Genomic DNA, 21,932 nt, shown 5'->3' with positions numbered 1-21,932 from the left:
TATAGTAGTCTGCTACAAAGATTTGTTACATTTTTACTTTCTGGAAAACACCTGGCAGATCTCGGTTACCCAGAACGCCTTACACTGAGGGACTTGAGAGCGAATCCCTACACGATAGATAATATGGCGATCGCAACCATCAATCCACATCAAAGCAGCTCACCTGCTGGCAATTAGCCAGAAATTTTTTCGCTTTTTCTAATTTGGTTTGCAATTGCTTTACTCGGTTTTAAATCTTCCAACCTTCGATCTTCTTGGTTAGCCTTTAGCTGGGCTACCTCATCTTTGAGATCCGCCAACTGCAATTTCAGCCAAAGAACCTCAGCCTCAAGCCTATCTATTTCAGCGCGTAAAAAAACTTCTTTGTTAAACAAGGTCTACTCCTATGAAATCTCAAAAAAGGTTTCACTAACAAGCTGAGTGATTTTTATTTATATCAATATCTACCTTATGGATTAAAAAATAATCTATCTCCAGGTAGATCCTTTTTTAAGATAATTTAAAGATTTCCTTATGGAAAATAAATCTTCGCACTTCTGGTACGATGTGAGCCAATGATCGCAAGCAAGAATATTCGATTGAATAAAAATATCTCGCAGTAGTTAGGCGAAATAAATCAGCCTATGCTTTGTCTACAGTAAGAAACCCGCCCAATTTTAACATTGAGCGGGCGAGGAACACTTGCATAACCCTTAAATTGAGAGTCTTGCTACTTTTATAATGACCAGCAGAAGTTTATGCTGAGTAGATTTACTTTAAGCTTGAGGCGTGCGATCGAGACTCTCTTTCAGATCTGCCGAAATCGACCCGTACTTAGGCAAAACCCCACCGCCACCAATTCCTGTCAGCTTCCAAATACCCCAAATTCGTTTTTGCGTTCTTTTCGGCGGTTGCTGACCGCAAACTTCCTTCGGTGACCAAAAATGATCGTCAAAATCGTAGTAGCTCACTGTTCGTCCTCCAAACTCTTCCATCCTAGAATTGCCACAAGTAAGGAATTTTTCTTACTTTGGGAGTAAAATCTCGAAAAGACTCTCTGTCTTTCAAACAAGGCGATACATCAAAGATTTCCCTTGTTTTAAGCTCCTGTTAATTTTCAGACAGCAATGGGGCAAATTTTACCACAAAAGTACGTTGTTACACTCATTAAGAAAATAAATTGAGCAAATTTAATGCTTTTTGATTGCCAAAACACCATATTTCAAGCAATCGCCTTCAAAAACTATTAGAATTTCCAGCCCTCACCCTATTAAATTTTCTAATAAGCTTTCCGAACAAGCTCTTAAGATTTCAGGCTCAGAATTTATCTTCTTTTAAGATTTGCCATACAATAATGGTAAAAAAATTTACTGTTAATTAAAAGAGGATTTCTACTGGATTAGGAATTCTATTTTGACAACCGGATCGGTAATATCAACATATTTTCGATCGCCTTCTCAGTACGATCGGCACTATTGGATGTGCCAGTTTGTGGTCGGTAGGTAGTGCGATCGCTTATTCATCCCCACCTCATAGCGCGATCGTCCGCCTCCCCTACACAAGCAAAGGCAGATGTTGGTGGTGCGATCCCTTCACGCCCTTGTAGTGCTGCCATACTCCACTACATATATATGTGTGACAAAAGGCGACTTCCGCCGCTTTTTTGGCTGTAACTATTGCTATGCAACGATTACAGCCAACAAATACTGCCGCTGAAATCCTCCTGTAACCCCCTCAAAAAAAATTTTTTGCCAAACCCTTGACACTTCTGTAGTACGTTATGTAGTATAAATGTATGGCGAGGGAAAGAGAGCCAAAAGCCTCACCCCAAGCCAAACCGAACCTTGAAAACTAAATAATTCACCCATTTTATGAGGCTGTAGCTTAGTTGGGAGAGCATCGGTTTGTCAAACCGAAGGTCGCGGGATCGAAACCCGTCAGCCTCGCTGAAACAGTCCCGTAGGCGAATTGATTAAGCCGTCTGCCCCTCAAGCAGAAGATTGCGAGTTTGAATCTCGTCGGGACTACCAAATGGTCAGGTCGCCAAGTTGGTAAGGCGTCGGTCTGCAAAACCGACTAGCGTGGGTTCAAATCCCACTCTGACCTTGGCGTCAGATAGCAGCGTAGCTTAATGGCAAAGTCCCAAGTTCATACCTTGGTTAATGCGGGTTCAAGTCCCGCCGCTGCTACTAAATGCAGGGATGGTGTAACAGGCAGCACAAGGGTCTCCAAAGCCTTTGGTCTGGGTTCAAATCCTAGTCTCTGCGTTCTACTGCGTGCCCCAACACGAGAAGCTTACCGAAAATTTAGGTTGAAAGCCTCGCCCTTCTAGGACGACTTTTTGGTATAATTGTGTTGTCTCAGGTAGAGTATCCGCCGATACAGGACGACTCAATTTTTGAGTGAAACACGATAGGTCGGGAAACAATAAAGACAACTCGGTGGCGAAAACGAGTCTAAGCAAAGCTAGCGTTATCAACAAAGTAGCACCAACCAGAAAACAAAATATTTTTGTCCGTAAACGTATCGTGGGGCGCACGATAACGCTAGGCGGAGTATCCTAGTAAGTCTCTGGAGATACAGCCCTCTGGGGTCAGCTAAGTTAGACTCGTTAATTGGTTCTGTCGAACGGTTAATTGGTTTAAGCATTGCCAGTAATGGATAGTTGATTTTAAGGTTTATCGGTGAAAGAGAAAACCTAAAAAGTGATTTTTAGAATCACCGCACTTTTAGGGCGGTGAGAACGTCAAAAACTGGTAAAACTGATCTTCCAACCATCAGTTAAGTAGGTTCGAGTCCTACAGCCTCCGCCAACTTGGGGGCTAATAAAAGCTGCTCAAACTTGCACGAAGTAGATTTTTCGTTTGGCCCCATCGTCTAGCGGCCAAGGACATCCGGCTTTCGATCGGACAACACGGGTTCAAATCCCGTTGGGGCTATCTGGGTTGGCTCACCTATTGGCGTAGGTAACTGTCTGTAAAACAGTAGCTTAAAGCGTTGCAGGTTCAATTCCTGCCCGACCCATTGTGGAGAGGTGGCCGAGTGGCTTAAGGCGCTTTCCTGCTAAGAAAGAGCGGTATAACAGCCGCCGAGGGTTCAAATCCCTCCCTCTCCGTTTATCCCCCGGTAGCTCAGTTGGTACTACAATATTCTTGTAATACTAAACTACCTAACTATATGCCAATATGTGAGTACTGTGGAGCTAAGTTTCCAGTCAAGCTAATGATTGATGGGAAAAAACGTAATTTCCAACGGCGAAAGTATTGTCTGGAATGTTCACCGTTTGGAAGCCGAAATACGAGAAAGCTAGTACTCAATAAGCGTCCTCCAATTGAACAAAATTGTCCAATATGCTGTAAATCTACTACTGGTAAGAGAACAAAAATGTGTGGTGGTTGCAGGACGAAGGTAAGACGCTACATCACCAAAAATGCAGCAGTCAAGCTTCTAGGAGGTAAGTGTCAAAGGTGTGGTTGGCAGGGAGCATTACCGGGGTATGAATTTCATCACATAGACCCTGATACTAAAGAGTTTCAAATCGGTAATGTTGCCAACAAAAGTTGGGAAGTGATACAGCGAGAGCTAGAAAAATGTGAATTGTTATGTGCTTGCTGTCATCGAATTGAACACAGTAAACACGATCAAGTACTTATTGATCAAGCTGCCAAATACAAAGGTCGTCTTTTGGGAGGATAGCTGAGTTGGTTCTAGCGCTTGCTTGAAGAGCAAGAGACGTAGGTTCAATTCCTACTCTTCCCATTCCCTCAGCTTCTAAGAATAAGAGGTCGTCAGTTCGATACTGACCTGGGGGGCTGGCATTGCCTCATAGCTCAATGGCAGAGCGAGCGGCTGTTAACCGCGCGGTTGTAGGTTCAAGTCCTACTGAGGCAGCCATTTATTTTATTGCCGGGTAGACGAAAGGCAAAGTCGCATGGCCCTGACCCATGAGATTGCAGGTTCAAGCCCTGCCCCGGCAGCTACTTACATCATTGGGAAGTAGGCGACGTTGGCAAAGCCACTTGATTTTGGATCAGGCTCTCGCAGGTTCGATTCCTGCCTTCCCAGTTCTATCCTTCACGGCAGACGATCGATTTTTGCTCCTGTAGCCCAACTGGAAGAGGCCGCTACCTCAAAAGTAGTTGTTATACCGTGTGGGTTCAAATCCCACCGGGAGCATGAAAACTCGCTCCTGTAGCCCAACCGGAAGAGGCAGCAAGCTTAAACCTTGCGCGTTGCTGGTTCAAATCCAGTCAGGAGCATCAACGGGGTGTAGCGCAGCTTGGTAGCGCGTCTGCTTTGGGAGCAGAATGTCGTAGGTTCAAATCCTGCCACCCCGATTTTACCCCTGTGACGTAACTGGAAACCGTCGCTCGTTCAGAACGAGTGTTTTGCAGGTTCGAGTCCTGTCAGGGGTACTTGGCTAACAGCCAATTTATGCTCCCGTGACGGAATTGGCATACGTGCTGGTTCGAGAAGCCAGATTTTACAGGTTCAAATCCTGTCGGGAGTACCTACTTGGGTCGTTGGCAGAGCGGATATGCAACTGCCTCTTAAGCAGACTTATCCAGGTTCAACCCCTGGGCGACCCACCAAATAAGGGCGTTTGGCAGAACGGTTATGCACCTGACTTTTAATCAGGACGACACAGGTTCAACTCCTGTAGCGCCCATTGAATTCTGCGACTGGAATTCAATCTGGTTGATTTGTCATAATTAGAAGGAGAAAGTGAAAATGTCTAAGATGCGATCGCAATCCCGAACTCTGCGAAACGATGACTTTCAAAGTTGTGTCAAAACAAACACTGCCCTGTGAACTCTGCGAAAGAGAGATGGAACGTTTAACCGCCCATCACCTCATTCCCAGACAAAGCACTAAACGCCAGAAAGTAGAAACAAGCCCAACTATTGATATTTGTTCGGCTTGCCATCGCCAAATTCATGCTTTATTTGATAACAAGTATCTTGCCAAAGAACTAAACACCCTAGAAAAGCTGAGGAAAGCGCCAGAAATGCAGAAATTCCTCGCTTGGGTGAAGAAGCAAAATCCCGATAAGCGGGTAACAGTTCATAGGCAAAAATAAGAAAATTTTCGCAAGATTCAGAAACCGGGTTTCTTGCAAATAGCTAAACCTGAATACCTAAGTTTTTCATCTAGAAACCCGGTTTCTCAAAGCTTAAAAGAAGGATAAACGATAAATTTTTCATCTTTTATCCTTCATCCTTTACACTTTTTCTGCCCTTGTAGCCCAACAGGAAGAGGTGCCTCGCTTAGAACGAGGAGGTTACTGGTTCAAATCCAGTCAGGGGCATTTGGTGACGATGCGGGGATGGAGCAACGGCGGCTCATCAGGCTCATAACCTGACTATCAGACAGGTTCAATTCCTGCCCCCGCCACCAAAGTGCAGGTGTGGTGTCAATGGCAACACAGCGACCTTGTAAGTCGCCTATGCGAGTTCAAATCTCGCCTCCTGCTTGTACTGTAAAGAAAGTGATATTGGGAGGACTTGAGAACATGAGGCTAGTTGCGATCGCGCAAGATACTCTCAAAATAATGGAAGCTGGTTATTACCTATCTCCTAATGGCGAACGGGTGAATATTGCGCGAGAATTAGTATCCTGTATCGCTCAAACTAAATGCTACGATCCCGATCGTCTCGCACAAATCCAAAAAGAAGTTCTCGCTAGCACTCCTCTATTCTCTCATACTGAATTTACAGTCAGAAACGAGACAACTTTGGTGGGAGCAGAACAGATGGCGCAAACCCAACAATTTGAAAGAATTGGCGTTCTCAATTTTGCTTCTGCCAAAAACCCCGGCGGTGGATTTACTAGAGGCGCTCAAGCGCAAGAAGAAAGCTTAGCAAGGAGTTCTGGACTTTACAAAAGCCTGTTAAAATGTCCCGAACACTATGAGTTTCATCGCGAAAATCGATCGCTATTGTATTCCGATCGCATGATTTATTCACCCGGTTGCCCAATCTTCCGCCAAGATGACGGAACTTTACTAGAAAAACCGTATCTAGTAGATTTTATCACTAGCCCAGCCCCTAACGCGGGTGAAGTTGCAAAAAAACAATCTCAGGATTTGGGAAAAATACGCGAAGTTCTCTATATTCGCGGTGCTAAATTGCTAAGTTTGGCTGCTTACCATCATTGCGATGCTTTAGTTTTAGGAGCTTGGGGTTGTGGCGTATTCAGAAACGATTCGGCAATGGTCGCTCAAATGTTTGCAGATTTATTATTAGCAAACGGTCAATTTTGGGGGAGATTTAAAAGTGTACTTTTTTCGGTTTTGGATACTAGAAGAGAAAGAAATATATTTACAGAATTCTATCAGCGCTTTGGATCTAATGAATAAAATAAATGCGATCGTTTGAAACTTTGAATATGCGGAGGTAGCGGTAGCATCTGAGTCTTCCAAACTCTAGGCACGAGTTCGATCCTCGTTGTCCGCTTTCAAAAATGCGGGTGTGATGTAGTGGCTAGCATCTGAGTCTGCCAGTCTCAGCGCATGGGTTCGAGTCCCGTCATCCGCTTGAGAACAATTTGGGAGTATAGCTCAATGGACAGAGTTTCAGGTTTCGACCCTGAAGGTTGTAGGTTCGAGTCCTACTACTCTCGCTGTTCTCAGTCCTGTAGCTCAACGGTAGAGCAAGTGCCTTACAAGCAAGAGGTTGCGGGTTCAAATCCTGCCAGGACTACCAATTATGAGAGTGTAACTCAACTGGATAGAGTATCAGTTTACGAAACTGGTTGTTGCAGGTTCAAGTCCTGCCACTCTCGCTTTGTGGGAATGTAGCTCAATGGATAGAGCGCGAAGCTTCTACCTTCGTTTGTGTAGGTTCAAGTCCTACCATTCCCGCTGAAAACTTTAGTTTTGTTTAAAAGAGGTGAGTTAAATTGATTTATTAATTTTTGCAGAAATGGCGATCGCATTTTACAGCGTGACCTAACATCCGAGAGCCTACATACTTTAGTACGAGAGGAAAAGTAACGCTGCCTTAATGCAGTGGGCGTTTGCAAACGGGGAGTGCGAAGAACCTGGGAGGTTTGCCTGAAAGTAGCCATCCTTTAAAGAGTGTGTAATAACTCACCAGCGGAGTCCCTCTAGTAGCTGAGAAAACGCAAAATGCTCTGGTAGCTTGCACGCTATCCTGATGCGATTTGCACTTTCCAAAAATGGGTCTGTACCTTAATTGGTAAAGCGTCTAGCTGGCTGCTAGAAGGATGTCGGTTCAATTCCGACCAGTATCCATCGTGGGTCTGTAGCTTAATTGGTAAAGCGTCTACCTTGCAAGTAGAAAGAAGTCAGTTCGATTCTGACCAGAATCCACCAAAAATGGGGTCATAGCTCAATTGGCAGAGCGCTTGCCTTGCACGCAAGAAGTTAGGAGTTCGATTCTCCTTGACTCCACTGATGGTGTCTGAAGTCGAAGTGGTCGAGACGCTAGCCTGTGAAGCTAGTTATTAGCGCGGTTCAAGTCCGGCCAGACACCCCTGAATGGAAGATGCCGCTGAATGGACGGCAACTGCTCTTGAAAAGCAGGGCAGGGTAACACCTGGGGGTTCGATCCCTCCATCTTCCTTTAACCACCGGAGGCGGAAATAGTGACGCGCACAGCCGATAACTGTGTCTTAGAAGGGGCAGTACCTTCCCGGTGGATTGGTCATAAGTACATAGCTTTATGGTACAGGAATGAAATTGTGCGCCAAAATAGTGGTATTGAGTCAAAGCTTTGAACTATGCCCACACAAAGTCAACGAGTTACTCGCTGGGATTTAACAGGTTATGACTGTGAAGGTCAACTGATACTTTTAGTTGAAATCAAGAGTAGGCGTCATACTTCGCCAGAGTGGGTAGCAAAATTTCGTCGCTATATTCTTGCTCATGGAGTTTTTCCAAAAGTCCCTTATTTCCTGATGGTGTTTACCGATAAATTTTATTTGTGGGCTGATGAAGAAGCAAGACTGGATGAAAGTGAGCCAAATTATGTTATTGATGCACGTCCGATTTTTCAACCTTATTTTGAAAAAGCTGGGATAAAAAGCGATCGAGAAATAAGCGAGGAAAGCCTTGAATTGATTTTTTCATCTTGGTTTACAAACATCATTTATTCACAAGAACTACCTAATGGGGCAGATGAATCTCAGCGATGGCTAATTGATTCTGGTCTTTATGCTGCTATTGCTGGAGGTAGTTTACAGCATGAGGCCGGGGCATGAATATTTACGTTGAAACTAATTTTGTCTTGGAGTTAGTTTTTCAACAGGAGCAATTTCAAAGTTGCGAACATATTTTGCAAATTTGCGAAGCCGGACGTGCAAAGCTTGTGATACCAGCATATAGTTTTGCTGAACCTCACGAAAAATTAAGCCGTCAAGCAAACGAGCGTAAAAAGCTTCAGGACTCGCTTCAGAAAGAACTCAGTCAATTAAGACGCACAGCATCCTATACGGCTCGTATTTCTAGTATCGAAGACATTGCAAGTTTGCTACTTCAAAGTAATGAGGAGGAACGCCAACGCTTCGCGCAGTATCGCGATCGTCTGCTCAATAGTGCAGAAGTGATTGCGCTTAGTGTTGATATGCTTACGGAAGCGGCAAGGTGTGAAGCTCCTTACAACTTAAAACCACAGGATGCTCTTATTTATGCCTCGGTTATTGGTCACCTTCGCCAGCATCATCCCTCAGTAGCTTGTTTTCTTAACCGGAACACCAAAGATTTTAATAATCCTGATATTGTTGATGAACTAAATAATTACAATTGCCGTATGATATCGCAATTTGGTGATGGTTATGGTTTTATACGATCGCAGTTACAGCCATAATACCAATCGAGTTCCCAGATTTTCCCTTATCCACGGAAGCCGAGAAGCGAGGCACGAAGCAATGGCTCAAATTCAATTGAATCTCGTTGTCATCCGCTCAGACAACATTGAAAAATCTGCTGCCTTCTATCAACGGCTGGGGCTGACTTTCATCAAGCATCAACATGGCAGTGGTTTAGAGCATTTTGCCAGTGAGGTCGGTTGTACTACGTTTGAGATTTATCCATCTACCCCAGAAACAGTACCGACGACAGCGACTCCGCTAGGATTTCAAGTCACTTCTGTAGATGCAGTTATCCGCGAACTCGAAAAACACGGTGCTTCAATCATTTCACATCCTAGTAATTCAGCTTGGGGAAGACGTGCAATAGTGGCAGATCCAGATGGACATCGAGTAGATCTGACACAACCCCAATAGCTTCATTAATATAATTATGGGGAGGTCGCCTAAATTGGAATGGCACCGTAGAAACTAGGGAAACGGTTCTCAAAAGGACGACTGGGTTTGTCGAGTAGGGTAAAAAGTTGCTTTGCGACGTTCCCTGAAACAGCAAACGGGCAACGGGTTGCGGAGGCACTGAAAGGAATTAATAGTCCGAGATGGGGGTAGTTCCTGTCTGCTTACGGGTAGTAAGAAAGCGCGTTTCCTAAAAGTTGCCGTCGGTCGATGCGGGTTTGAGTCCCGTCCTCTCCATTTTTGTATCAAAATAACTGTTAACTGGCGGGGAGTAGCTGTAACTACAAATTGTAGTTACAATAGCGTTATGGAATTTGAGTGGGATGAAGCCAAGCGACTTGCTAATCTTCGCAAGCACGGTGTTGACTTTGTTGATGTTCCGGCAGTTTTTGATGGAGACATCGTGACTGTTGAAGACGATCGCTTTAACTATGGCGAACAACGTTTTATTACCCTTGGCTTGTTGCAAGGGCAAGTAGTTGCTATTGTCCACACTGAAAGAGACGATATTACTCGCATTATTTCCGCTAGAAAAGCAACCAGATATGAGCAACGAACCTATTTCGAGCAAATCTGAAACTGATTGGCAACGCCTAGATGCTATGACTGATGAAGATATAGATTTATCCGACTGTCCAGAAATTACACCAGAGATGTTTGCAAAAGCAATTGTTCGACGGGGATTACCATCAGCTAAGAATAAATCTCAAGTTACCTTGCGGATCGATAGTGATGTTTTGGAATGGTTCAAATCTCAAGGGCGGGGCTATCAAACGCAAATTAATGCTTTGTTAAGGGCTTATATGGAAGCCCATCGCTAGCGATCGATCGATTCCAGGAGTTCCTCGTAATCTCTTGTCAGGTTATAACCTGACAACAGAAATCATCAATTCCGAAGCTCATAGGTAGACCGTTCGTGGTAGTACTTCTAGACTTGAGTACGTTATGACTAAACTTGAATTCACCATGATTCGATCGACTACACCCGATGACACCACTGCTCTGATCGCCCTAGCTGACGCAACTGGCCTTTTTCCGCCGAGTGCGCTAGAGTTGTTACGCCAGATGTTGACCGATTCCTTGGGGGGAAACAGCGATACAGAGCCTTTCTGGATTACTGACGATGACAATGGGCCAGTGGGCGTTGCATACTGTGAGCCGGAACGGATGACAGACAGGACTTGGAATCTGCAATTAATTGCGATCCACCCCGATCGTCAAGGGCAAGGACGCGGTACGAAACTGCTACGCTACGTCGAGCAGGCATTGACAGCACGCAGGGGGCGCGTGCTACTGGTGGAAACGTCCGGACTGCCCGAATTCGATCGCACGCGGGCGTTCTACGCAAAGTGCGGCTACGAGGAGGAGGCACGCATTCGGGATTTCTACGCCACGGGCGATGATAAGGTCGTGTTCCGCAAAGTATTGAACGCAGACTAGACCAGATACGATATCAATTTTCTAAAGTCAGCTTCATTAGAGAAGCACAATAAAATTTCCCTTGCCTGCCGGATGCAGAACTGTCTTTCCTAAAGACGGTATTGCCAGGTTCGACTCCTGGGTAAGGGGTTTTGGAAGGTGCAGCTTTTTGCTGTAAAGGTATCCTGCAAGAAGACATTCTTTTAGGATTCCTCTACCTTCCATTTATAGCAGTTCTCAGTTCATTGAATTGAGAGCGCGATCGCTGATTCCATAACAACAACAAAAGGAGGATCTAAAGTGCATGGCACGCACCAAATTTGAGCGGACGAAACCACACATTAATATCGGCACGATCGGTCATGTCGATCATGGCAAGACTACCTTGACAGCAGCAATTACTCAAACCCTAGCAGCGTTGGGAAAAGCTAAACCGCTAGGCTACGAACAAATTGATGCTGCACCAGAAGAACAGGAACGGGGTATTACTATCAATACGGCTCATGTTGAGTATGAAACTGATACTCGACATTATGCTCACATTGATTGTCCCGGTCATGCCGACTATGTGAAAAACATGATTACGGGTGCTGCTCAAATGGATGGTGCCATTCTGTTAGTTTCAGCAGCAGATGGTGTGATGCCGCAAACTCAGGAACACATCTTACTGGCACGTCAGGTTGGCGTTCCTTACCTTGTCGTTTTTATGAATAAGAAAGACATGGTAGAGGACGATGAACTTTTGGAATTAGTGGAACTAGAAATTCGCGACCTTTTAAGTGCTTACCACTTTCCTGGGAATGAGATTCCCATTGTCGCAGGTTCGGCACTCAAAGCGTTGGAGAAGATGACTGCTAATCCTAAAACTCAGCGGGGTGAGGATGAGTGGGTCGATCGCATTTATGCACTGATGGATGCGGTAGACTCTTACATTCCTACGCCAAAGCGGGAAATCGATCGACCTTTCCTAATGCCGATCGAAGATGTTTTCTCGATCAAAGGTCGGGGAACGGTTGTTACAGGTAAGATCGATCGAGGTACAATTAAAGTCGGTGATGACGTTGAACTGGTCGGTCTGAACAATACCCTACGTGCAACGGTCATCGGCATAGAAATGTTCAGGCAAGTTCTGGATGAAGCAATTGCTGGCGAAAATGTCGGTTTGTTGCTGCGGGGTATCCAGAAGCATGAAGTTGAACGAGGAATGGTTGTTGCCAAACCGGGTTCAATTACACCTCATACTAAGTTTGAGTCTGAGATGTACGTGCTGACGGCAAAGGAAGGGGGTCGCAAAACTCCATTCTTGCCAGGTTATCGTCCTCAGTTTTTCGTGCGAACAACTGATGTGACAGGAACGATCGAATCCTTCACGACAGATGATGGCAGTGTAGCTGAGATGGCAGTACCGGGCGATCGCGTTAATATGACAGTTGAACTACTCGACCCAATTGCGATCGAGCAAGGAATGCGCTTTGCTATTCGTGAAGGCGGTCGCACGATCGGCGCTGGCGTTGTCTCCAAAATCTTGAAGTAGATTTCCTCCAGACAAACAGGTGCAGAAAGCTATTAGCCTGGAACTTGAGTTTCGGGCTAATAGCTTAAGTCCTTTAAAATAAGATTGGAAATCACTCACGTCTGAGGTCTTGCGATGCAATATCCCGATCCGAAAGTTTTACATCCAATGGAGGGTTTCCCTCAAGTTTGCTTTATCAAAAATATTGTCTCAAACCCCAACATTATTATTGGAGACTACACTTATTACGACGCTCCAGAAGATTCGGAAAATTTTGAGCGTAACGTACTTTATCACTATCCCTTTATCGGTGACAAGTTAATCATCGGTAAATTTTGCGCGATCGCTACAAATGTAAAATTTATTATGAATGGTGCTAATCATAAAATATCTGGGTTCTCGACCTATCCATTTAACATTTTTGCTAACGGTTGGGAGCGAGTTACACCCGATGCTAGCGAATTACCTTTTAAAGGTGATACCGTAATCGGCAATGATGTCTGGATCGGATATGAAGCAGTGATTATGCCAGGGGTAAAAATTGGCGATGGAGCCATTATTGCTGCTAAGTCTGTAGTTACCAAAGATGTTAAACCTTACACTATTGTGGGAGGAAATCCAGCTAAGGTAATCCGACAACGCTTTTCTGATGAAATAATCAATGCTTTGCTGGAAATTGCCTGGTGGAATTGGGATATTGAAAAGATTACGAGAAATTTAGAGAAAATCGTTGGTGCAGATATTGAAGCATTAAAAAATTGTGTATAATTGACCAACAGAAGCCCAAAAGCGAGACGCTGTGCTGATAAAGCAAAGGTAGAAAGGGCAGCGATCGCTATATAGGGTAATTGGGTGTGTTAAGTCGTATTGTTATTACAGCGTTCGATTTAATGGGTAAAATGCTATATTATATATTTAGGTGTATTTAGTCACCCACTCTTTTATCTAGGTTTATTGCATGGACATCACAGCCACTTTGAAGGAGATTACAACCTTAAGCATTGAAGAGCGGATCGATCTTGTGCAAGCAATTTGGGAAAGTATTGCAGCAGAACAAGCTTATCCTAATTTGACCGAAGCACAACGCCAAGAGATCGATCGCCGTATTGCCGATTACGAAACTAATCCCGATAACGTATTGACATGGGATGAGATTAAAGCCTCAATCAGAAAAAGACCATGAATTATGTGCTGGTATTTCGTCCAGAAGTTCGTGAAGAACTAGATGAGGCGTACAATTGGTACGAGAGTCAGCAGCCTGGACTTGGTGACGATTTTTTGGATTGTGTTGACGAGATCTTGAATCGAATTTTTCAAATGCCTGAGTCTTATGCTGTTGTCTATCAAGATGTTTGACGGGTAGTGGTGCGGCGCTTTCCGTATGCTGTCTACTATCGGATTATATCAAGTTGAAAACATATAATGTAAAAGTCATGAATACTGAATATCTCAAATTAGAATTAATCCAATGGATTTTGTCATTAAAAGATGCTGAAGCATTAAACAAAATCCAAAAATTCAAAGAAAATCATTCTGAAAATGCTCTTGCAGTCCAACCTCGTCAATTTGGCTGTGGCCAGGGTATTTTTACTTATGTGGCAGAGGATTTTGATGAAACGCCTCCGGGTTTTGAAGATTATATGCTGCCATGAAATATCTAATTGATACTCACATTTTGATTTGGTTTATTGAAGGGAGCGTTCGCCTTTCTTCCGATGTAAGATGGTTAATTGCCGATCCTGACAATCATATCTATATTAGTCAGGCTAGCTTGTGGGAAATGACCATTAAAATTAGTATTGGCAAGCTGTCATTATCCATTTCCCTATCAGAATTGCAGATGTTTTTGATAAATCACCAGTTTCAAATCTTAGAAACTAAATTTAGCCATTACGAGATATTGCAGAAATTGCCTTTCCATCATCAAGATCCTTTCGATCGCTTGATAATTGCTCAGGCAAAAGCAGAAGATTATACAATCATCACCCATGACAATCGATTTAAACTTTATGACGTTCGATTATTTGAAATATAAATTAAAAAACGATCGCTATTTAATCTCCTATTTTAATCAATCTCGATCGCTTGTTCAGATCCCCGACTTCTTGAAGAAGTCGGGGATCTAGATTTACCTCGATCGCTCACCCAATAGGGTGAGGTTTCATCTTTATTACAATTGTAGTATAGAGTAGTATTCAATGTAATTTTTTATGTTTACTCTGACGATGCGCCCGTTGGCGATCGAATCTGACTTGGAAGCGATCGCACATTTAATCAATACTTGCGAAGAGGTCGATCGCCTAGAACACGGTACTTCAGTATCGGAACTTCGCACGGAATTTGACAAGCCATCAATTGATAAAGCACGGGATATCAGACTTTGGGAAGATGCAGATGGTAATTTAATTGGTTTCGGTGAGGTAGGGATACCGCAATCGGGCGAAATAATTGATGGTTGGTTGTGGTATTGCGTTCATCCTCATAATCGCGGTAAAGATCTGGAAAAGCAGATTATTGCTTGGAGTGAAGAGAGGATGCGGGAAGTTGCTCGCGATCGCAACGTGCAAGTAAAATTGCGTTGTTCTGCTCGCGATGACAAACCGTACTACATCACGGTAGCGGAAAATCACCGTTTCACGGTCGATCGCCACTTCTTCACCATGCAGCGCAGTCTCGCCGAAGCAATTCCAGAACCGCAATTTCCAGCAGGTTTTACTCTCCGCGATGCGGGTCATCAAGATACGGAAGCTTGGGTGGAGATGTTCAACCAAACCTTTATCGATCATTGGAATCACCACGATCTAACGCTCGATCGGGCTAAATATATGCTGACTACACCTGATTACAAGCCCGAATTGGATTTGGTTGCATTAGCGCCCGATCGCACATTCGCAGCTTTTTGCTTCTGCGCTATTCATATAAAGGATAACGAACGTAGCGGACGCAAAGAAGGCTGGATTGCAGCACTCGGTACGCGGCGCGGTTTCCGCAAGATGGGGCTAGCGCGATCGATGTTACTTTCGGGAATGCACCAATTGAAAGCTGCGGGTATGGAAACCGCAAAACTTGGCGTCGATACCCAAAATCCCAACAATGCGCTGCGACTTTACGAATCGGTTGGCTTTGAGAAGCTTTACAACTGGATTTCTTACGTTAAGGATGTCACCTGAAAAAATTTTTTCCAACCCCTTGACAACTTTGTAGTATTTATGTAGCATAAATTTATGGCAAGCAAGAGAGAGGTTAACGCCTCTCCTTGGAATGCCCAACTGAACCTTGACAATTGAATAATTAACTGGCAATTTCAACGGACGTTCATTCAGGAGTCTTGTTACCAAGACTATTCTGTGATGTTGTTACTTTACACCAAAATCTTCGGTCAGCCGATAACTCATTCCGAGTCAAACAACAGGCGACCTGAGATTACTTCAATTCCGTCTGAACGGGAATTAGAACGGGAAAGTTCTACAAGACTCAGACATAGAAAAGTTACTGAGTCAATCCGCCGAGTTAGACAGGACTATCATTTAGATCGACGTTTCTTTTTGTAACAAATTTGTTTTAAATACTAAGGATAAGGAGGTGCGAGATGGTTCACATTCGCTTTGAAGGACGTTCTTATGATATCGCCGAACCTCAACTGGGTGTGACAACGGCTATGAGCGATACCGCCATCAAGCAACGCCTCGCACAGCATTTTGATGTCAGTCAAGATCGGTTGCAGTCTTACATTGTCGATCGCAGACCCAGCGGCGATTTGATTGTACGTCCAGAAGCAGTTTACGGATAAAAATGTTGTCCGCACCCTGACCTGAAAAGCCATACACACATTAGGATCTAGCTCCGCAAGGATTGTGGGTTCGATTCCCACTAAAGACCTCGGTCTTTATGGCGAAATGGTAAACGCATTAGAAGTGGTTAAAAGCTTTTCTAACTTGTGCGGAACAACCTTTAAAAAATTTGGATTTTGAATTCAGCAATTAATCCAAAATCCAAAATCCAAAATTCTTTCTATTCCGCACCCTAACGAGTGAAGCGTACATACATCTGGTCTTCGTAACCAGAGGTTGTAGGTTCGATTCCTACCTTCCCCGCTAATGGGGGAGTAGCTCAACGGATAGAGCGCTAATGTTCAACGCTTTGTTGACTTGTGCGGGATAGATAAAAAGGTAGTTGAAATTCACTTCGCGCCCTCATTTAGAAAGCTTACATACTAGCTCATTAGTAGAGCATTCGGCTATTACCCGATTGGTAGCAGGTGCGAATCCTGCGTATGAATCAACAGCTTTTTTAACTTGCGCGAAGTGGCTTTAACTGCCATAAATTATTATGTTTATCGGCTGATTGCCATTATGTTTTCTGTTCTGCGCCCTAAAGGGCAAAGCATACACACAAGTCCACCGACTGGTCGTAGGTTCAAATCCTACCAACCCCGTTCGAGGGGTTGTAGCTCAGGGGTAGAGCGCTCGGAGTGTTCAAAAGCTTTGCCGACTTGCGCGGAACTTAGCATTTCCAAAAGTAGCAATTGCTGCTTCGCACCCCGATCGAAAAAGCTTACACACTCTTCCTAACTATAAGGGTCATAATGTAGCGAAATTCGAGCGATCGAACAAGTGAAGCATTCCCAGTCTCACTGAGATGAAGTTTGCGTGCCCACTGCCAGGTAAAACTGGTAAGAGCGACTGTTGTGTCCTCGCTTTTTCAACTTGTGCGAAGCAACCTTAAAAAATTTTTCCCGCGTCCTAACTTGTGAAGCTTACAAACTGGTTAGAGCATTCGATCGCAAATCGAAGTGTCAAAGGTTCGATTCCTTTCTCCTCCACTTTGAATTTTGGGGGAGTAGCTCAGAAAAAAATAGCTTTTCTGACTTGCGCGGGAATCCCATTATGTTGAAACTTTGCCAAGTATACTCCGCGCCCTAATGGAGAAAGCTTACATACTTGCCTAGTGGTTTAAGGCACTTGACTCATAATCAAGCAACCCCTGAAAAGGGTTCGCGGGTTCAAATCCCGCGTATGAACAAACAGCTTTCTCAACTTGCGCGGAGCATTTTTCCCATTAAGAATAATGAGAAAAGGAGGAAAAAATGCTTTTAATATACTGTATGAATCAAATAAACCTTTCAACAACTATCTTTCAAGATCCTAACTTACGTCAAGAGAAAAGGTTGATTAATGAGCGAACACCGCTTAGGTGAAATTGTCATCGAACGCCCTCGTAGAGGCATGAGGATAAGTGCAAAGAAGCTAACAGGCTATAAGAAAGCTCTCGAAAAAATCACTCAAGAAGCTACTGAAGAAGGCTTGTTATCTCCTTATTTAATCAAAATAAGGCAACGCACAAAGCACTTCTCAGACCATCTGGGGCCATTGCGTCGCTGGTTGCGTTCTAAAGTAGGGCAGCCTTGGGATGCTGTCTATAAGGAATTATGCCAGCAGATTGAAATGAGAACGCTAATCGGGCAACATCTTCTGGGTCATGTGTGGGGCTTTGTGGAACGAGATGTTGAGTTAATTGATGGAGTTCCTTACCGTAAAAAGAGCTACTCTTATTACTCAGAAAGGCGTCCGATTGGTGATTGGCGAGAAGAGCTTTACGTTCATCCAGAAACGGGAATTCTCTGCTTAGCGAAGAGAAGACCGAATAAAGATATCAACAAGGGTGACAACAAGAGAGATGATCTGATAATCATAGATGCCTATCATCAATATCGCAAACTGGATGATTTGTGGTATTTGGTGACGCTGCAAGATATTCCACCAATGGAGAAACCTACAGATGTTCTACTGAAAACTGCTATTCGACCTTGTGTAGCAAGGCTGGAGTACGGTAGAGAAGTTTATGCTGTTAGCAAGCAGCCGTGTGGGAAGAAGGAAATTAAGTTTATCTTGCAGAAGCTTGCTAAAAATTAAACAGACTTCCGCACGAAAGGACTATAAACCCGGTTTCTTGGTAGACTTTTAGCTGCGAAACTCACGAATTTTCATAGAAACCGGGTTTATTTGCGTTAAGTTTTTCACTTCGCGCCCTAACTGAGAAAGCTTACATACTAGCCAAATGGAAAAGGCGCTTGATTGAAGCTCAAGTATATGCAGGTTCAAATCCTGTGTATGAACAAACAGCTTTCTCAACTTGCGCGAAGTGCTAATTTTCAAAATTTGTTTATTGTTTGGAGGAGGTAGCCATGTCTGCAAAAACCATTGACATTTTGGCACAATTAAAATCTCTGACTTTGCTGGAAACTTCCCAACTGGTTAAGCAGATAGAGGCTACCTTCGGTGTCGATGCTTCGGTGCGTAAAGGTATCTCTATTCCTATAATTAGCGACCCTATATTCCCGCCGCACGAACCGGAATTCAAATCATTTGATGTGGTTTTGGAGGAAGTACCCGCCGATAAAAAGATTGCCATTCTTAAAGTGGTGCGGGAACTGACAGGTTTTGGTTTGAAGGAAGCGAAAGATTTTGTCGAGTCAGTACCGCAAGTAGTCAAAAGTGCGATCGCACTCCCCGATGCTGAAGATATCGAGCGTCAATTAGAATCTGTCGGTGCAAAAGTTTCTGTCAAATAAGGCTCAATATGATTGCTGAAATTGCAACATACAAAACGCTGGGTGAGATAGAAAATCTGATCCGCGCCTTCAAGGAGTGTAGGCTACCGCGAAGTGAATGGACTCATCAGGCACATTTAACTGTCGCACTTTGGTATCTATTTTATTACTCCGAGATAGCAGCAATACATTGCATTCGTACTGGCATTCAGCGGCATAACGCTGCTGCTGGTATTGCAAATACAGAAACAGGCGGCTATCACGAAACCATAACTCTATTTTGGATTCGGATTGTGAGCCGATTTCTTGATGCTGAAGGTGCTTATTTAGCAATGGTAGATCTTGCTAACAAACTTATCGAGATTCATGGAAACAAGCATCTGCCACTACAATATTATAGTCGCGATCGCCTGATGTCTTCTGAAGCTCGTCAAAACTGGCTTGAACCAGATCTGAAACCTCTCTAACGAGCAATTTTTTTTGGCATTGATATCTTTGCATATGTGCTGTTAGCCCGCCTGGGAATCAATTCCCAGGCTCATAGCGAAAGTCCACTTAAGTGGACTGGAAATTGAATTTTACTTTTCAGTTTTCTTTAGAGAACTTTAGCTATGACGCCGGAAATTGATTTCCGGGCGGGCTAAGATGCTTAGAGAGAATGTTGAAAGATTTCAAAAACGATCTATAATGGCAGTTGTCGCCGCGCCCCAACTGGGAAAGCCTTACATACTTGACCAATAAGCGAGTAGGTGCAAAAAAGCTTTTTCGACTTGCGCGGTGATTTTTCACTATTTGTGCGTGCGACAATTGCCTCCTAAACAATCATTAATTTATAGGAGGTAGTGCCAATGAATACAACAGAACGCGATTGGCGTTTGGAAATGCTAAATAGCTTGCTTACTACACCTCACCGCAAGCTGGAACAAGTATCGGAAATTCACAAGTTAATTATCGAACTCGACCCGATTTTTTACGGACATTTGGCAACTTGGTATCAGCGAAATGGCGATGTGCGCGATCATAAAGAAGTGTTTGTTGGCAATTTGCTGACTAGCAATGTCAACGAACATCGCGATGCAGGTTTTGTGATGTTGCAAGAGTTCCCGCCTTATGAAGTATCGCGAATTGTCGATTTTATGAAGCAGCATCGCGGAAAAGTACCTCGTTCCGCACGCACAGCAGTAACTCGCTATCTGAAAACACGGGAAAAGAACCCACAATTTTTCGATCGCGCTGCGTTGCGGGGACGTAAGGCGATGAAGCACCTGTACGCTACATTGCACATTAAGCCAAGCGATCGCGCTGATGCGGTACTATTTAAGGATAAACCGCCAGAAGATAGCCTCGCTTTCATGCTCAAGCAATTAGCAAAAGCACCATCTCCCGCAGAACAAGCAGCGCTAATTGTCGAACACAATATACCTTACACTGTTGCTGTTGGTGCGGTGAAACAACTAACGCCAACTGTGGTGGTAGCGCTGATTAATTCTATGTCGCCGCAAGAGGTAATTAATAACCTCAAGTCGCTGAAAGAACGGGGTGCAATGGATCACCCGGAAGTGAAAGCGCTAATTGATGAGAAACTGGAAGCAGCGGCAAAATCTGACCGGGTATCGGCATTTAAGGCGATGAAAGCAAGTGAAGTAGCAGTTGTTGATGAAGCAACAGCTACTAAGTTGGAGCAAATTGTCGATGTGCAGGTGAAGCAGCGCGGTAAAATTACCAAAACTACTGCTTTGCTGGTCGATAAAAGCGCGAGTATGACGGAGGCGTTGGAAGTTGGCAAGCAAATTGCGGCGATCGTATCTGCGATCGCAGAAGCAGATTTGTTTGTTTATGCTTTCGATGCGATGGCTTACCCAATTCAAGCACAGGGTAAAAACCTCTCAGATTGGGAAAAAGCTTTCCGGCACATTTTCCCAAATGGCAGTACCAGCATCGGTGCGGCTTTGGAAATAATGCGACTGAAGCGACAAGCGATCGAACAGATTATCATCGTAACTGATGAAAACGAAAACGCCGCTCCTTACTTCAGCACCGTTTATCCCCGCTACTGCGAAGAATTGAAAGTTATTCCGAATGTAGTTCTGGTGAAAGTAGGTCAGCACAACAGCTATTTGGAGCATCAACTACAGCAAAATAAGGTAACTTTTGAAAGTTTCACCTTTGCGGGAGATTACTACTCGCTGCCGAACTTGGTGCCTTTGCTATCTCGCAGATCTCGTCTGGAATTGCTGATGGAAATTCTGGATACACCTCTGCCAGTACGGGATGACAAATAAAGTTGGGTAATTGGGAATTGGCAATAAGTAATCGGAAATTTTACCCCCGATTACTTATTGCCAAACCTAGAAGAAGGAGAAACTATGAAAAAAGCTTTTAACTTTGTTGACCTGTGCTTTGTTGTCGATACAACTGGCAGTATGGGGTCGTTTATCCAAGCCGCAAAGCAACAGTTACTCGATACGATTAGCTTGCTGAAAGCTGATAGCGGTATCGACTTGCAAGTAGGTTTGGTGGAATACCGCGACCACCCACCGCAAGACAATTCTTTTGTAACTCGTGTCTATCCGCTGACTGCTAATTTGAAGGAGATGCAGAAGGCAATTAACCAGCTAAAGGCTGATGGCGGTGGTGATGGCCCGGAAGCGGTTTATAGCGGTGTCCGCGATGCTTGCGTGCAGATGCAATGGCGTTCTCACAGCTGCCGTTTTATCTTACTGGTTGGGGATGCACCACCGCACGGCTTTGCTAAATGGTTGCAAGAAATGGTTCCCTCACAACAACGCGGCGGTCGCGGCGGAAACGGCGATGGCTGGCCCAATGGTTGTCCTAGCGGTTTGAATGTGCAATTGGTCGCCGCAGCTGCGGAAAATCAGTGGGTGACGGTTCATGCTTTGTGCATGGGTGGCGATGGGTTTACTATGCAGGCTTTCGGTGCGATCGCAACTGCTACTGGCGGTCAGTGTGCATCCGCTAGCAGCGCTAAGGATGTGATTAGTAAGATGGTTGCTATGCTCAAAGATGAGTTCCGCGATTTGGAATTCGATCGACAGGTGTTAGAAACTGTCTTGAATCTAGGCAATGTGGATAGCACTCAGGTAGCCGATAGTTTGGCTTGTCCGCGACTGCAAGCTGCTGCTGCGATCGCACGTTTGGGAAAGCGAGGTTTCTTGGATTTTTAAG

General features: G+C 44.3%; 25 protein-coding genes and 35 tRNA genes. 57 read left to right on the top strand and 3 right to left on the bottom strand.

The window, feature by feature from the left end:
* Window positions 1–173: 173 nt before the first annotated feature.
* Entirely contained in the window at window positions 174–374 is a 201-nt protein-coding gene (locus ACE1CD_RS36180) for a hypothetical protein (protein ID WP_374791894.1), read from the bottom strand.
* Between the two features lie 381 nt (window positions 375–755).
* Window positions 756–950: a hypothetical protein gene (locus tag ACE1CD_RS36175; protein WP_374791896.1), complete on the bottom strand. Its 195-nt coding sequence runs from the start codon at window positions 948–950 to the stop codon at window positions 756–758.
* 902 nt (window positions 951–1,852) lie between these two features.
* Between ACE1CD_RS36175 and ACE1CD_RS36170 the strand changes: the two genes are divergently transcribed.
* From ACE1CD_RS36170 to ACE1CD_RS35965, 42 genes are all read left to right on the top strand, one after another.
* Window positions 1,853–1,925, top strand: a tRNA-Asp gene (locus ACE1CD_RS36170).
* A 7-nt stretch (window positions 1,926–1,932) separates the two neighbouring features.
* Window positions 1,933–2,009 (top strand) — tRNA-Glu (locus ACE1CD_RS36165).
* A gap of 3 nt (window positions 2,010–2,012) precedes the next feature.
* Window positions 2,013–2,085: transfer RNA gene (locus ACE1CD_RS36160), tRNA-Cys, on the top strand.
* Between the two features lie 11 nt (window positions 2,086–2,096).
* Window positions 2,097–2,168 (top strand) — tRNA-Met (locus ACE1CD_RS36155).
* 6 nt (window positions 2,169–2,174) lie between these two features.
* Window positions 2,175–2,246: transfer RNA gene (locus ACE1CD_RS36150), tRNA-Trp, on the top strand.
* Window positions 2,247–2,845: 599 nt separating this feature from the next.
* Window positions 2,846–2,918: transfer RNA gene (locus tag ACE1CD_RS36145), tRNA-Glu, on the top strand.
* Window positions 2,919–2,921: 3 nt separating this feature from the next.
* Window positions 2,922–3,003: transfer RNA gene (locus ACE1CD_RS36140), tRNA-Tyr, on the top strand.
* A gap of 4 nt (window positions 3,004–3,007) precedes the next feature.
* Window positions 3,008–3,094 (top strand) — tRNA-Ser (locus ACE1CD_RS36135).
* A gap of 269 nt (window positions 3,095–3,363) precedes the next feature.
* The gene (locus tag ACE1CD_RS36130) at window positions 3,364–3,675 is read left to right on the top strand and encodes a hypothetical protein (RefSeq protein ID WP_374791898.1); all 312 of its coding nucleotides are present in this window, start codon (window positions 3,364–3,366) and stop codon (window positions 3,673–3,675) included.
* Window positions 3,666–3,738: transfer RNA gene (locus tag ACE1CD_RS36125), tRNA-Phe, on the top strand. The genes ACE1CD_RS36130 and ACE1CD_RS36125 overlap by 10 nt, the downstream gene beginning before the upstream one ends.
* A gap of 60 nt (window positions 3,739–3,798) precedes the next feature.
* Window positions 3,799–3,873, top strand: a tRNA-Asn gene (locus ACE1CD_RS36120).
* A gap of 10 nt (window positions 3,874–3,883) precedes the next feature.
* A tRNA-Gln gene (locus ACE1CD_RS36115) sits at window positions 3,884–3,956 on the top strand.
* Window positions 3,957–3,969: 13 nt separating this feature from the next.
* Window positions 3,970–4,044: transfer RNA gene (locus tag ACE1CD_RS36110), tRNA-Gln, on the top strand.
* Window positions 4,045–4,075: 31 nt separating this feature from the next.
* Window positions 4,076–4,155 (top strand) — tRNA-Leu (locus tag ACE1CD_RS36105).
* Window positions 4,156–4,164: 9 nt separating this feature from the next.
* Window positions 4,165–4,238 (top strand) — tRNA-Leu (locus tag ACE1CD_RS36100).
* A gap of 4 nt (window positions 4,239–4,242) precedes the next feature.
* Window positions 4,243–4,316 (top strand) — tRNA-Pro (locus tag ACE1CD_RS36095).
* Window positions 4,317–4,320: 4 nt separating this feature from the next.
* Window positions 4,321–4,394, top strand: a tRNA-Leu gene (locus ACE1CD_RS36090).
* Between the two features lie 21 nt (window positions 4,395–4,415).
* A tRNA-Leu gene (locus ACE1CD_RS36085) sits at window positions 4,416–4,489 on the top strand.
* A gap of 7 nt (window positions 4,490–4,496) precedes the next feature.
* Window positions 4,497–4,571 (top strand) — tRNA-Lys (locus ACE1CD_RS36080).
* A 5-nt stretch (window positions 4,572–4,576) separates the two neighbouring features.
* Window positions 4,577–4,648 (top strand) — tRNA-Lys (locus ACE1CD_RS36075).
* Between the two features lie 159 nt (window positions 4,649–4,807).
* A complete protein-coding gene (locus ACE1CD_RS36070; protein ID WP_374827833.1) occupies window positions 4,808–5,059 on the top strand; it encodes a hypothetical protein in 252 nt (83 codons plus the stop codon).
* 154 nt (window positions 5,060–5,213) lie between these two features.
* A tRNA-Leu gene (locus ACE1CD_RS36065) sits at window positions 5,214–5,287 on the top strand.
* 11 nt (window positions 5,288–5,298) lie between these two features.
* Window positions 5,299–5,376, top strand: a tRNA-Met gene (locus ACE1CD_RS36060).
* 4 nt (window positions 5,377–5,380) lie between these two features.
* Window positions 5,381–5,452: transfer RNA gene (locus ACE1CD_RS36055), tRNA-Thr, on the top strand.
* Entirely contained in the window at window positions 5,426–6,337 is a 912-nt protein-coding gene (locus tag ACE1CD_RS36050; RefSeq protein ID WP_374827832.1) for a TIGR02452 family protein, read from the top strand. The genes ACE1CD_RS36055 and ACE1CD_RS36050 overlap by 27 nt, the downstream gene beginning before the upstream one ends.
* Before the next feature lie 31 nt (window positions 6,338–6,368).
* Window positions 6,369–6,434 (top strand) — tRNA-Ser (locus tag ACE1CD_RS36045).
* A gap of 9 nt (window positions 6,435–6,443) precedes the next feature.
* Window positions 6,444–6,515: transfer RNA gene (locus ACE1CD_RS36040), tRNA-Gly, on the top strand.
* A 12-nt stretch (window positions 6,516–6,527) separates the two neighbouring features.
* Window positions 6,528–6,600: transfer RNA gene (locus ACE1CD_RS36035), tRNA-Arg, on the top strand.
* Window positions 6,601–6,608: 8 nt separating this feature from the next.
* A tRNA-Val gene (locus tag ACE1CD_RS36030) sits at window positions 6,609–6,683 on the top strand.
* A gap of 5 nt (window positions 6,684–6,688) precedes the next feature.
* Window positions 6,689–6,762: transfer RNA gene (locus ACE1CD_RS36025), tRNA-Arg, on the top strand.
* Window positions 6,763–6,768: 6 nt separating this feature from the next.
* A tRNA-Arg gene (locus ACE1CD_RS36020) sits at window positions 6,769–6,841 on the top strand.
* A gap of 319 nt (window positions 6,842–7,160) precedes the next feature.
* Window positions 7,161–7,234, top strand: a tRNA-Ala gene (locus ACE1CD_RS36015).
* Window positions 7,235–7,238: 4 nt separating this feature from the next.
* A tRNA-Ala gene (locus ACE1CD_RS36010) sits at window positions 7,239–7,315 on the top strand.
* Between the two features lie 5 nt (window positions 7,316–7,320).
* Window positions 7,321–7,393 (top strand) — tRNA-Ala (locus ACE1CD_RS36005).
* A gap of 6 nt (window positions 7,394–7,399) precedes the next feature.
* Window positions 7,400–7,475 (top strand) — tRNA-His (locus tag ACE1CD_RS36000).
* A gap of 7 nt (window positions 7,476–7,482) precedes the next feature.
* A tRNA-OTHER gene (locus ACE1CD_RS35995) sits at window positions 7,483–7,565 on the top strand.
* A gap of 157 nt (window positions 7,566–7,722) precedes the next feature.
* Window positions 7,723–8,202 carry a hypothetical protein gene (locus ACE1CD_RS35990; protein WP_374827830.1) on the top strand — a complete coding sequence of 160 codons (480 nt, stop codon included), beginning with the start codon at window positions 7,723–7,725 and terminating at the stop codon, window positions 8,200–8,202.
* Window positions 8,199–8,807, top strand: coding sequence for a PIN domain-containing protein (locus ACE1CD_RS35985; protein ID WP_374791905.1), 609 nt, complete (start codon window positions 8,199–8,201; stop codon window positions 8,805–8,807). The genes ACE1CD_RS35990 and ACE1CD_RS35985 overlap by 4 nt, the downstream gene beginning before the upstream one ends.
* On the top strand, window positions 8,770–9,225 hold the full coding sequence (locus ACE1CD_RS35980) for a VOC family protein (RefSeq protein ID WP_374791907.1): 456 nt from the start codon (window positions 8,770–8,772) through the stop codon (window positions 9,223–9,225). Before ACE1CD_RS35985 ends, ACE1CD_RS35980 begins: the two co-directional genes overlap by 38 nt.
* A 346-nt stretch (window positions 9,226–9,571) precedes the next feature.
* Entirely contained in the window at window positions 9,572–9,841 is a 270-nt protein-coding gene (locus ACE1CD_RS35975; RefSeq protein ID WP_374791908.1) for a BrnT family toxin, read from the top strand.
* Entirely contained in the window at window positions 9,810–10,085 is a 276-nt protein-coding gene (locus ACE1CD_RS35970; RefSeq protein ID WP_374791910.1) for a BrnA antitoxin family protein, read from the top strand. Before ACE1CD_RS35975 ends, ACE1CD_RS35970 begins: the two co-directional genes overlap by 32 nt.
* A gap of 124 nt (window positions 10,086–10,209) precedes the next feature.
* Window positions 10,210–10,704, top strand: a complete 495-nt coding sequence (locus ACE1CD_RS35965; RefSeq protein ID WP_374791912.1) for a GNAT family N-acetyltransferase — start codon at window positions 10,210–10,212, stop codon at window positions 10,702–10,704.
* A gap of 13 nt (window positions 10,705–10,717) precedes the next feature.
* Here the strand turns inward: ACE1CD_RS35965 and ACE1CD_RS35960 are convergent, their stop codons facing one another.
* Window positions 10,718–10,882 (bottom strand): hypothetical protein, encoded by a 165-nt coding sequence (locus tag ACE1CD_RS35960; RefSeq protein ID WP_374827829.1) that lies wholly within the window; start codon window positions 10,880–10,882, stop codon window positions 10,718–10,720.
* A 105-nt stretch (window positions 10,883–10,987) separates the two neighbouring features.
* Between ACE1CD_RS35960 and tuf the strand changes: the two genes are divergently transcribed.
* From tuf to ACE1CD_RS35885, 15 genes are all read left to right on the top strand, one after another.
* The gene (gene tuf, locus ACE1CD_RS35955; protein WP_374827828.1) at window positions 10,988–12,217 is read left to right on the top strand and encodes an elongation factor Tu; all 1,230 of its coding nucleotides are present in this window, start codon (window positions 10,988–10,990) and stop codon (window positions 12,215–12,217) included.
* A 114-nt stretch (window positions 12,218–12,331) separates the two neighbouring features.
* Window positions 12,332–12,964 carry a Vat family streptogramin A O-acetyltransferase gene (locus ACE1CD_RS35950; protein ID WP_374827827.1) on the top strand — a complete coding sequence of 211 codons (633 nt, stop codon included), beginning with the start codon at window positions 12,332–12,334 and terminating at the stop codon, window positions 12,962–12,964.
* A 190-nt stretch (window positions 12,965–13,154) separates the two neighbouring features.
* Complete coding sequence (locus ACE1CD_RS35945) at window positions 13,155–13,379, top strand: addiction module protein (protein WP_374791919.1); 225 nt, start codon at window positions 13,155–13,157, stop codon at window positions 13,377–13,379.
* Between the two features lie 5 nt (window positions 13,380–13,384).
* Entirely contained in the window at window positions 13,385–13,552 is a 168-nt protein-coding gene (locus tag ACE1CD_RS35940; RefSeq protein ID WP_374827826.1) for a hypothetical protein, read from the top strand.
* Window positions 13,553–13,629: 77 nt separating this feature from the next.
* Complete coding sequence (locus ACE1CD_RS35935) at window positions 13,630–13,848, top strand: hypothetical protein (RefSeq protein WP_374791923.1); 219 nt, start codon at window positions 13,630–13,632, stop codon at window positions 13,846–13,848.
* A complete protein-coding gene (locus tag ACE1CD_RS35930) occupies window positions 13,845–14,231 on the top strand; it encodes a type II toxin-antitoxin system VapC family toxin (RefSeq protein ID WP_374791925.1) in 387 nt (128 codons plus the stop codon). The genes ACE1CD_RS35935 and ACE1CD_RS35930 overlap by 4 nt, the downstream gene beginning before the upstream one ends.
* A gap of 175 nt (window positions 14,232–14,406) precedes the next feature.
* Entirely contained in the window at window positions 14,407–15,366 is a 960-nt protein-coding gene (locus ACE1CD_RS35925) for a GNAT family N-acetyltransferase (RefSeq protein WP_374827825.1), read from the top strand.
* Between the two features lie 419 nt (window positions 15,367–15,785).
* Entirely contained in the window at window positions 15,786–15,986 is a 201-nt protein-coding gene (locus ACE1CD_RS35920) for a hypothetical protein (protein WP_374827824.1), read from the top strand.
* A 1,143-nt stretch (window positions 15,987–17,129) separates the two neighbouring features.
* A tRNA-Met gene (locus ACE1CD_RS35915) sits at window positions 17,130–17,214 on the top strand.
* Between the two features lie 156 nt (window positions 17,215–17,370).
* Window positions 17,371–18,108, top strand: a complete 738-nt coding sequence (locus tag ACE1CD_RS35910; RefSeq protein WP_374827822.1) for a hypothetical protein — start codon at window positions 17,371–17,373, stop codon at window positions 18,106–18,108.
* Window positions 18,109–18,239: 131 nt separating this feature from the next.
* Window positions 18,240–18,309, top strand: a tRNA-Phe gene (locus tag ACE1CD_RS35905).
* Between the two features lie 71 nt (window positions 18,310–18,380).
* Window positions 18,381–18,767: a 50S ribosomal protein L7/L12 gene (gene rplL, locus ACE1CD_RS35900; protein WP_374791933.1), complete on the top strand. Its 387-nt coding sequence runs from the start codon at window positions 18,381–18,383 to the stop codon at window positions 18,765–18,767.
* Window positions 18,768–18,775: 8 nt separating this feature from the next.
* Window positions 18,776–19,213, top strand: coding sequence for a hypothetical protein (locus ACE1CD_RS35895; protein WP_374791935.1), 438 nt, complete (start codon window positions 18,776–18,778; stop codon window positions 19,211–19,213).
* Window positions 19,214–19,588: 375 nt separating this feature from the next.
* On the top strand, window positions 19,589–21,028 hold the full coding sequence (locus ACE1CD_RS35890; RefSeq protein ID WP_374827821.1) for a hypothetical protein: 1,440 nt from the start codon (window positions 19,589–19,591) through the stop codon (window positions 21,026–21,028).
* Window positions 21,029–21,112: 84 nt separating this feature from the next.
* Complete coding sequence (locus tag ACE1CD_RS35885; RefSeq protein ID WP_374827820.1) at window positions 21,113–21,931, top strand: VWA domain-containing protein; 819 nt, start codon at window positions 21,113–21,115, stop codon at window positions 21,929–21,931.
* Window position 21,932: the final 1 nt, after the last annotated feature.

The sequence above is a fragment of the Aerosakkonema sp. BLCC-F183 genome (genome assembly GCF_041929145.1).
In the GTDB taxonomy this organism is placed as follows: Bacteria; Cyanobacteriota; Cyanobacteriia; order Cyanobacteriales; family Aerosakkonemataceae; genus Aerosakkonema.
Note: the sequence above shows the minus strand (reverse complement) of the source record. Positions and strands in the feature narration are given on the sequence as shown.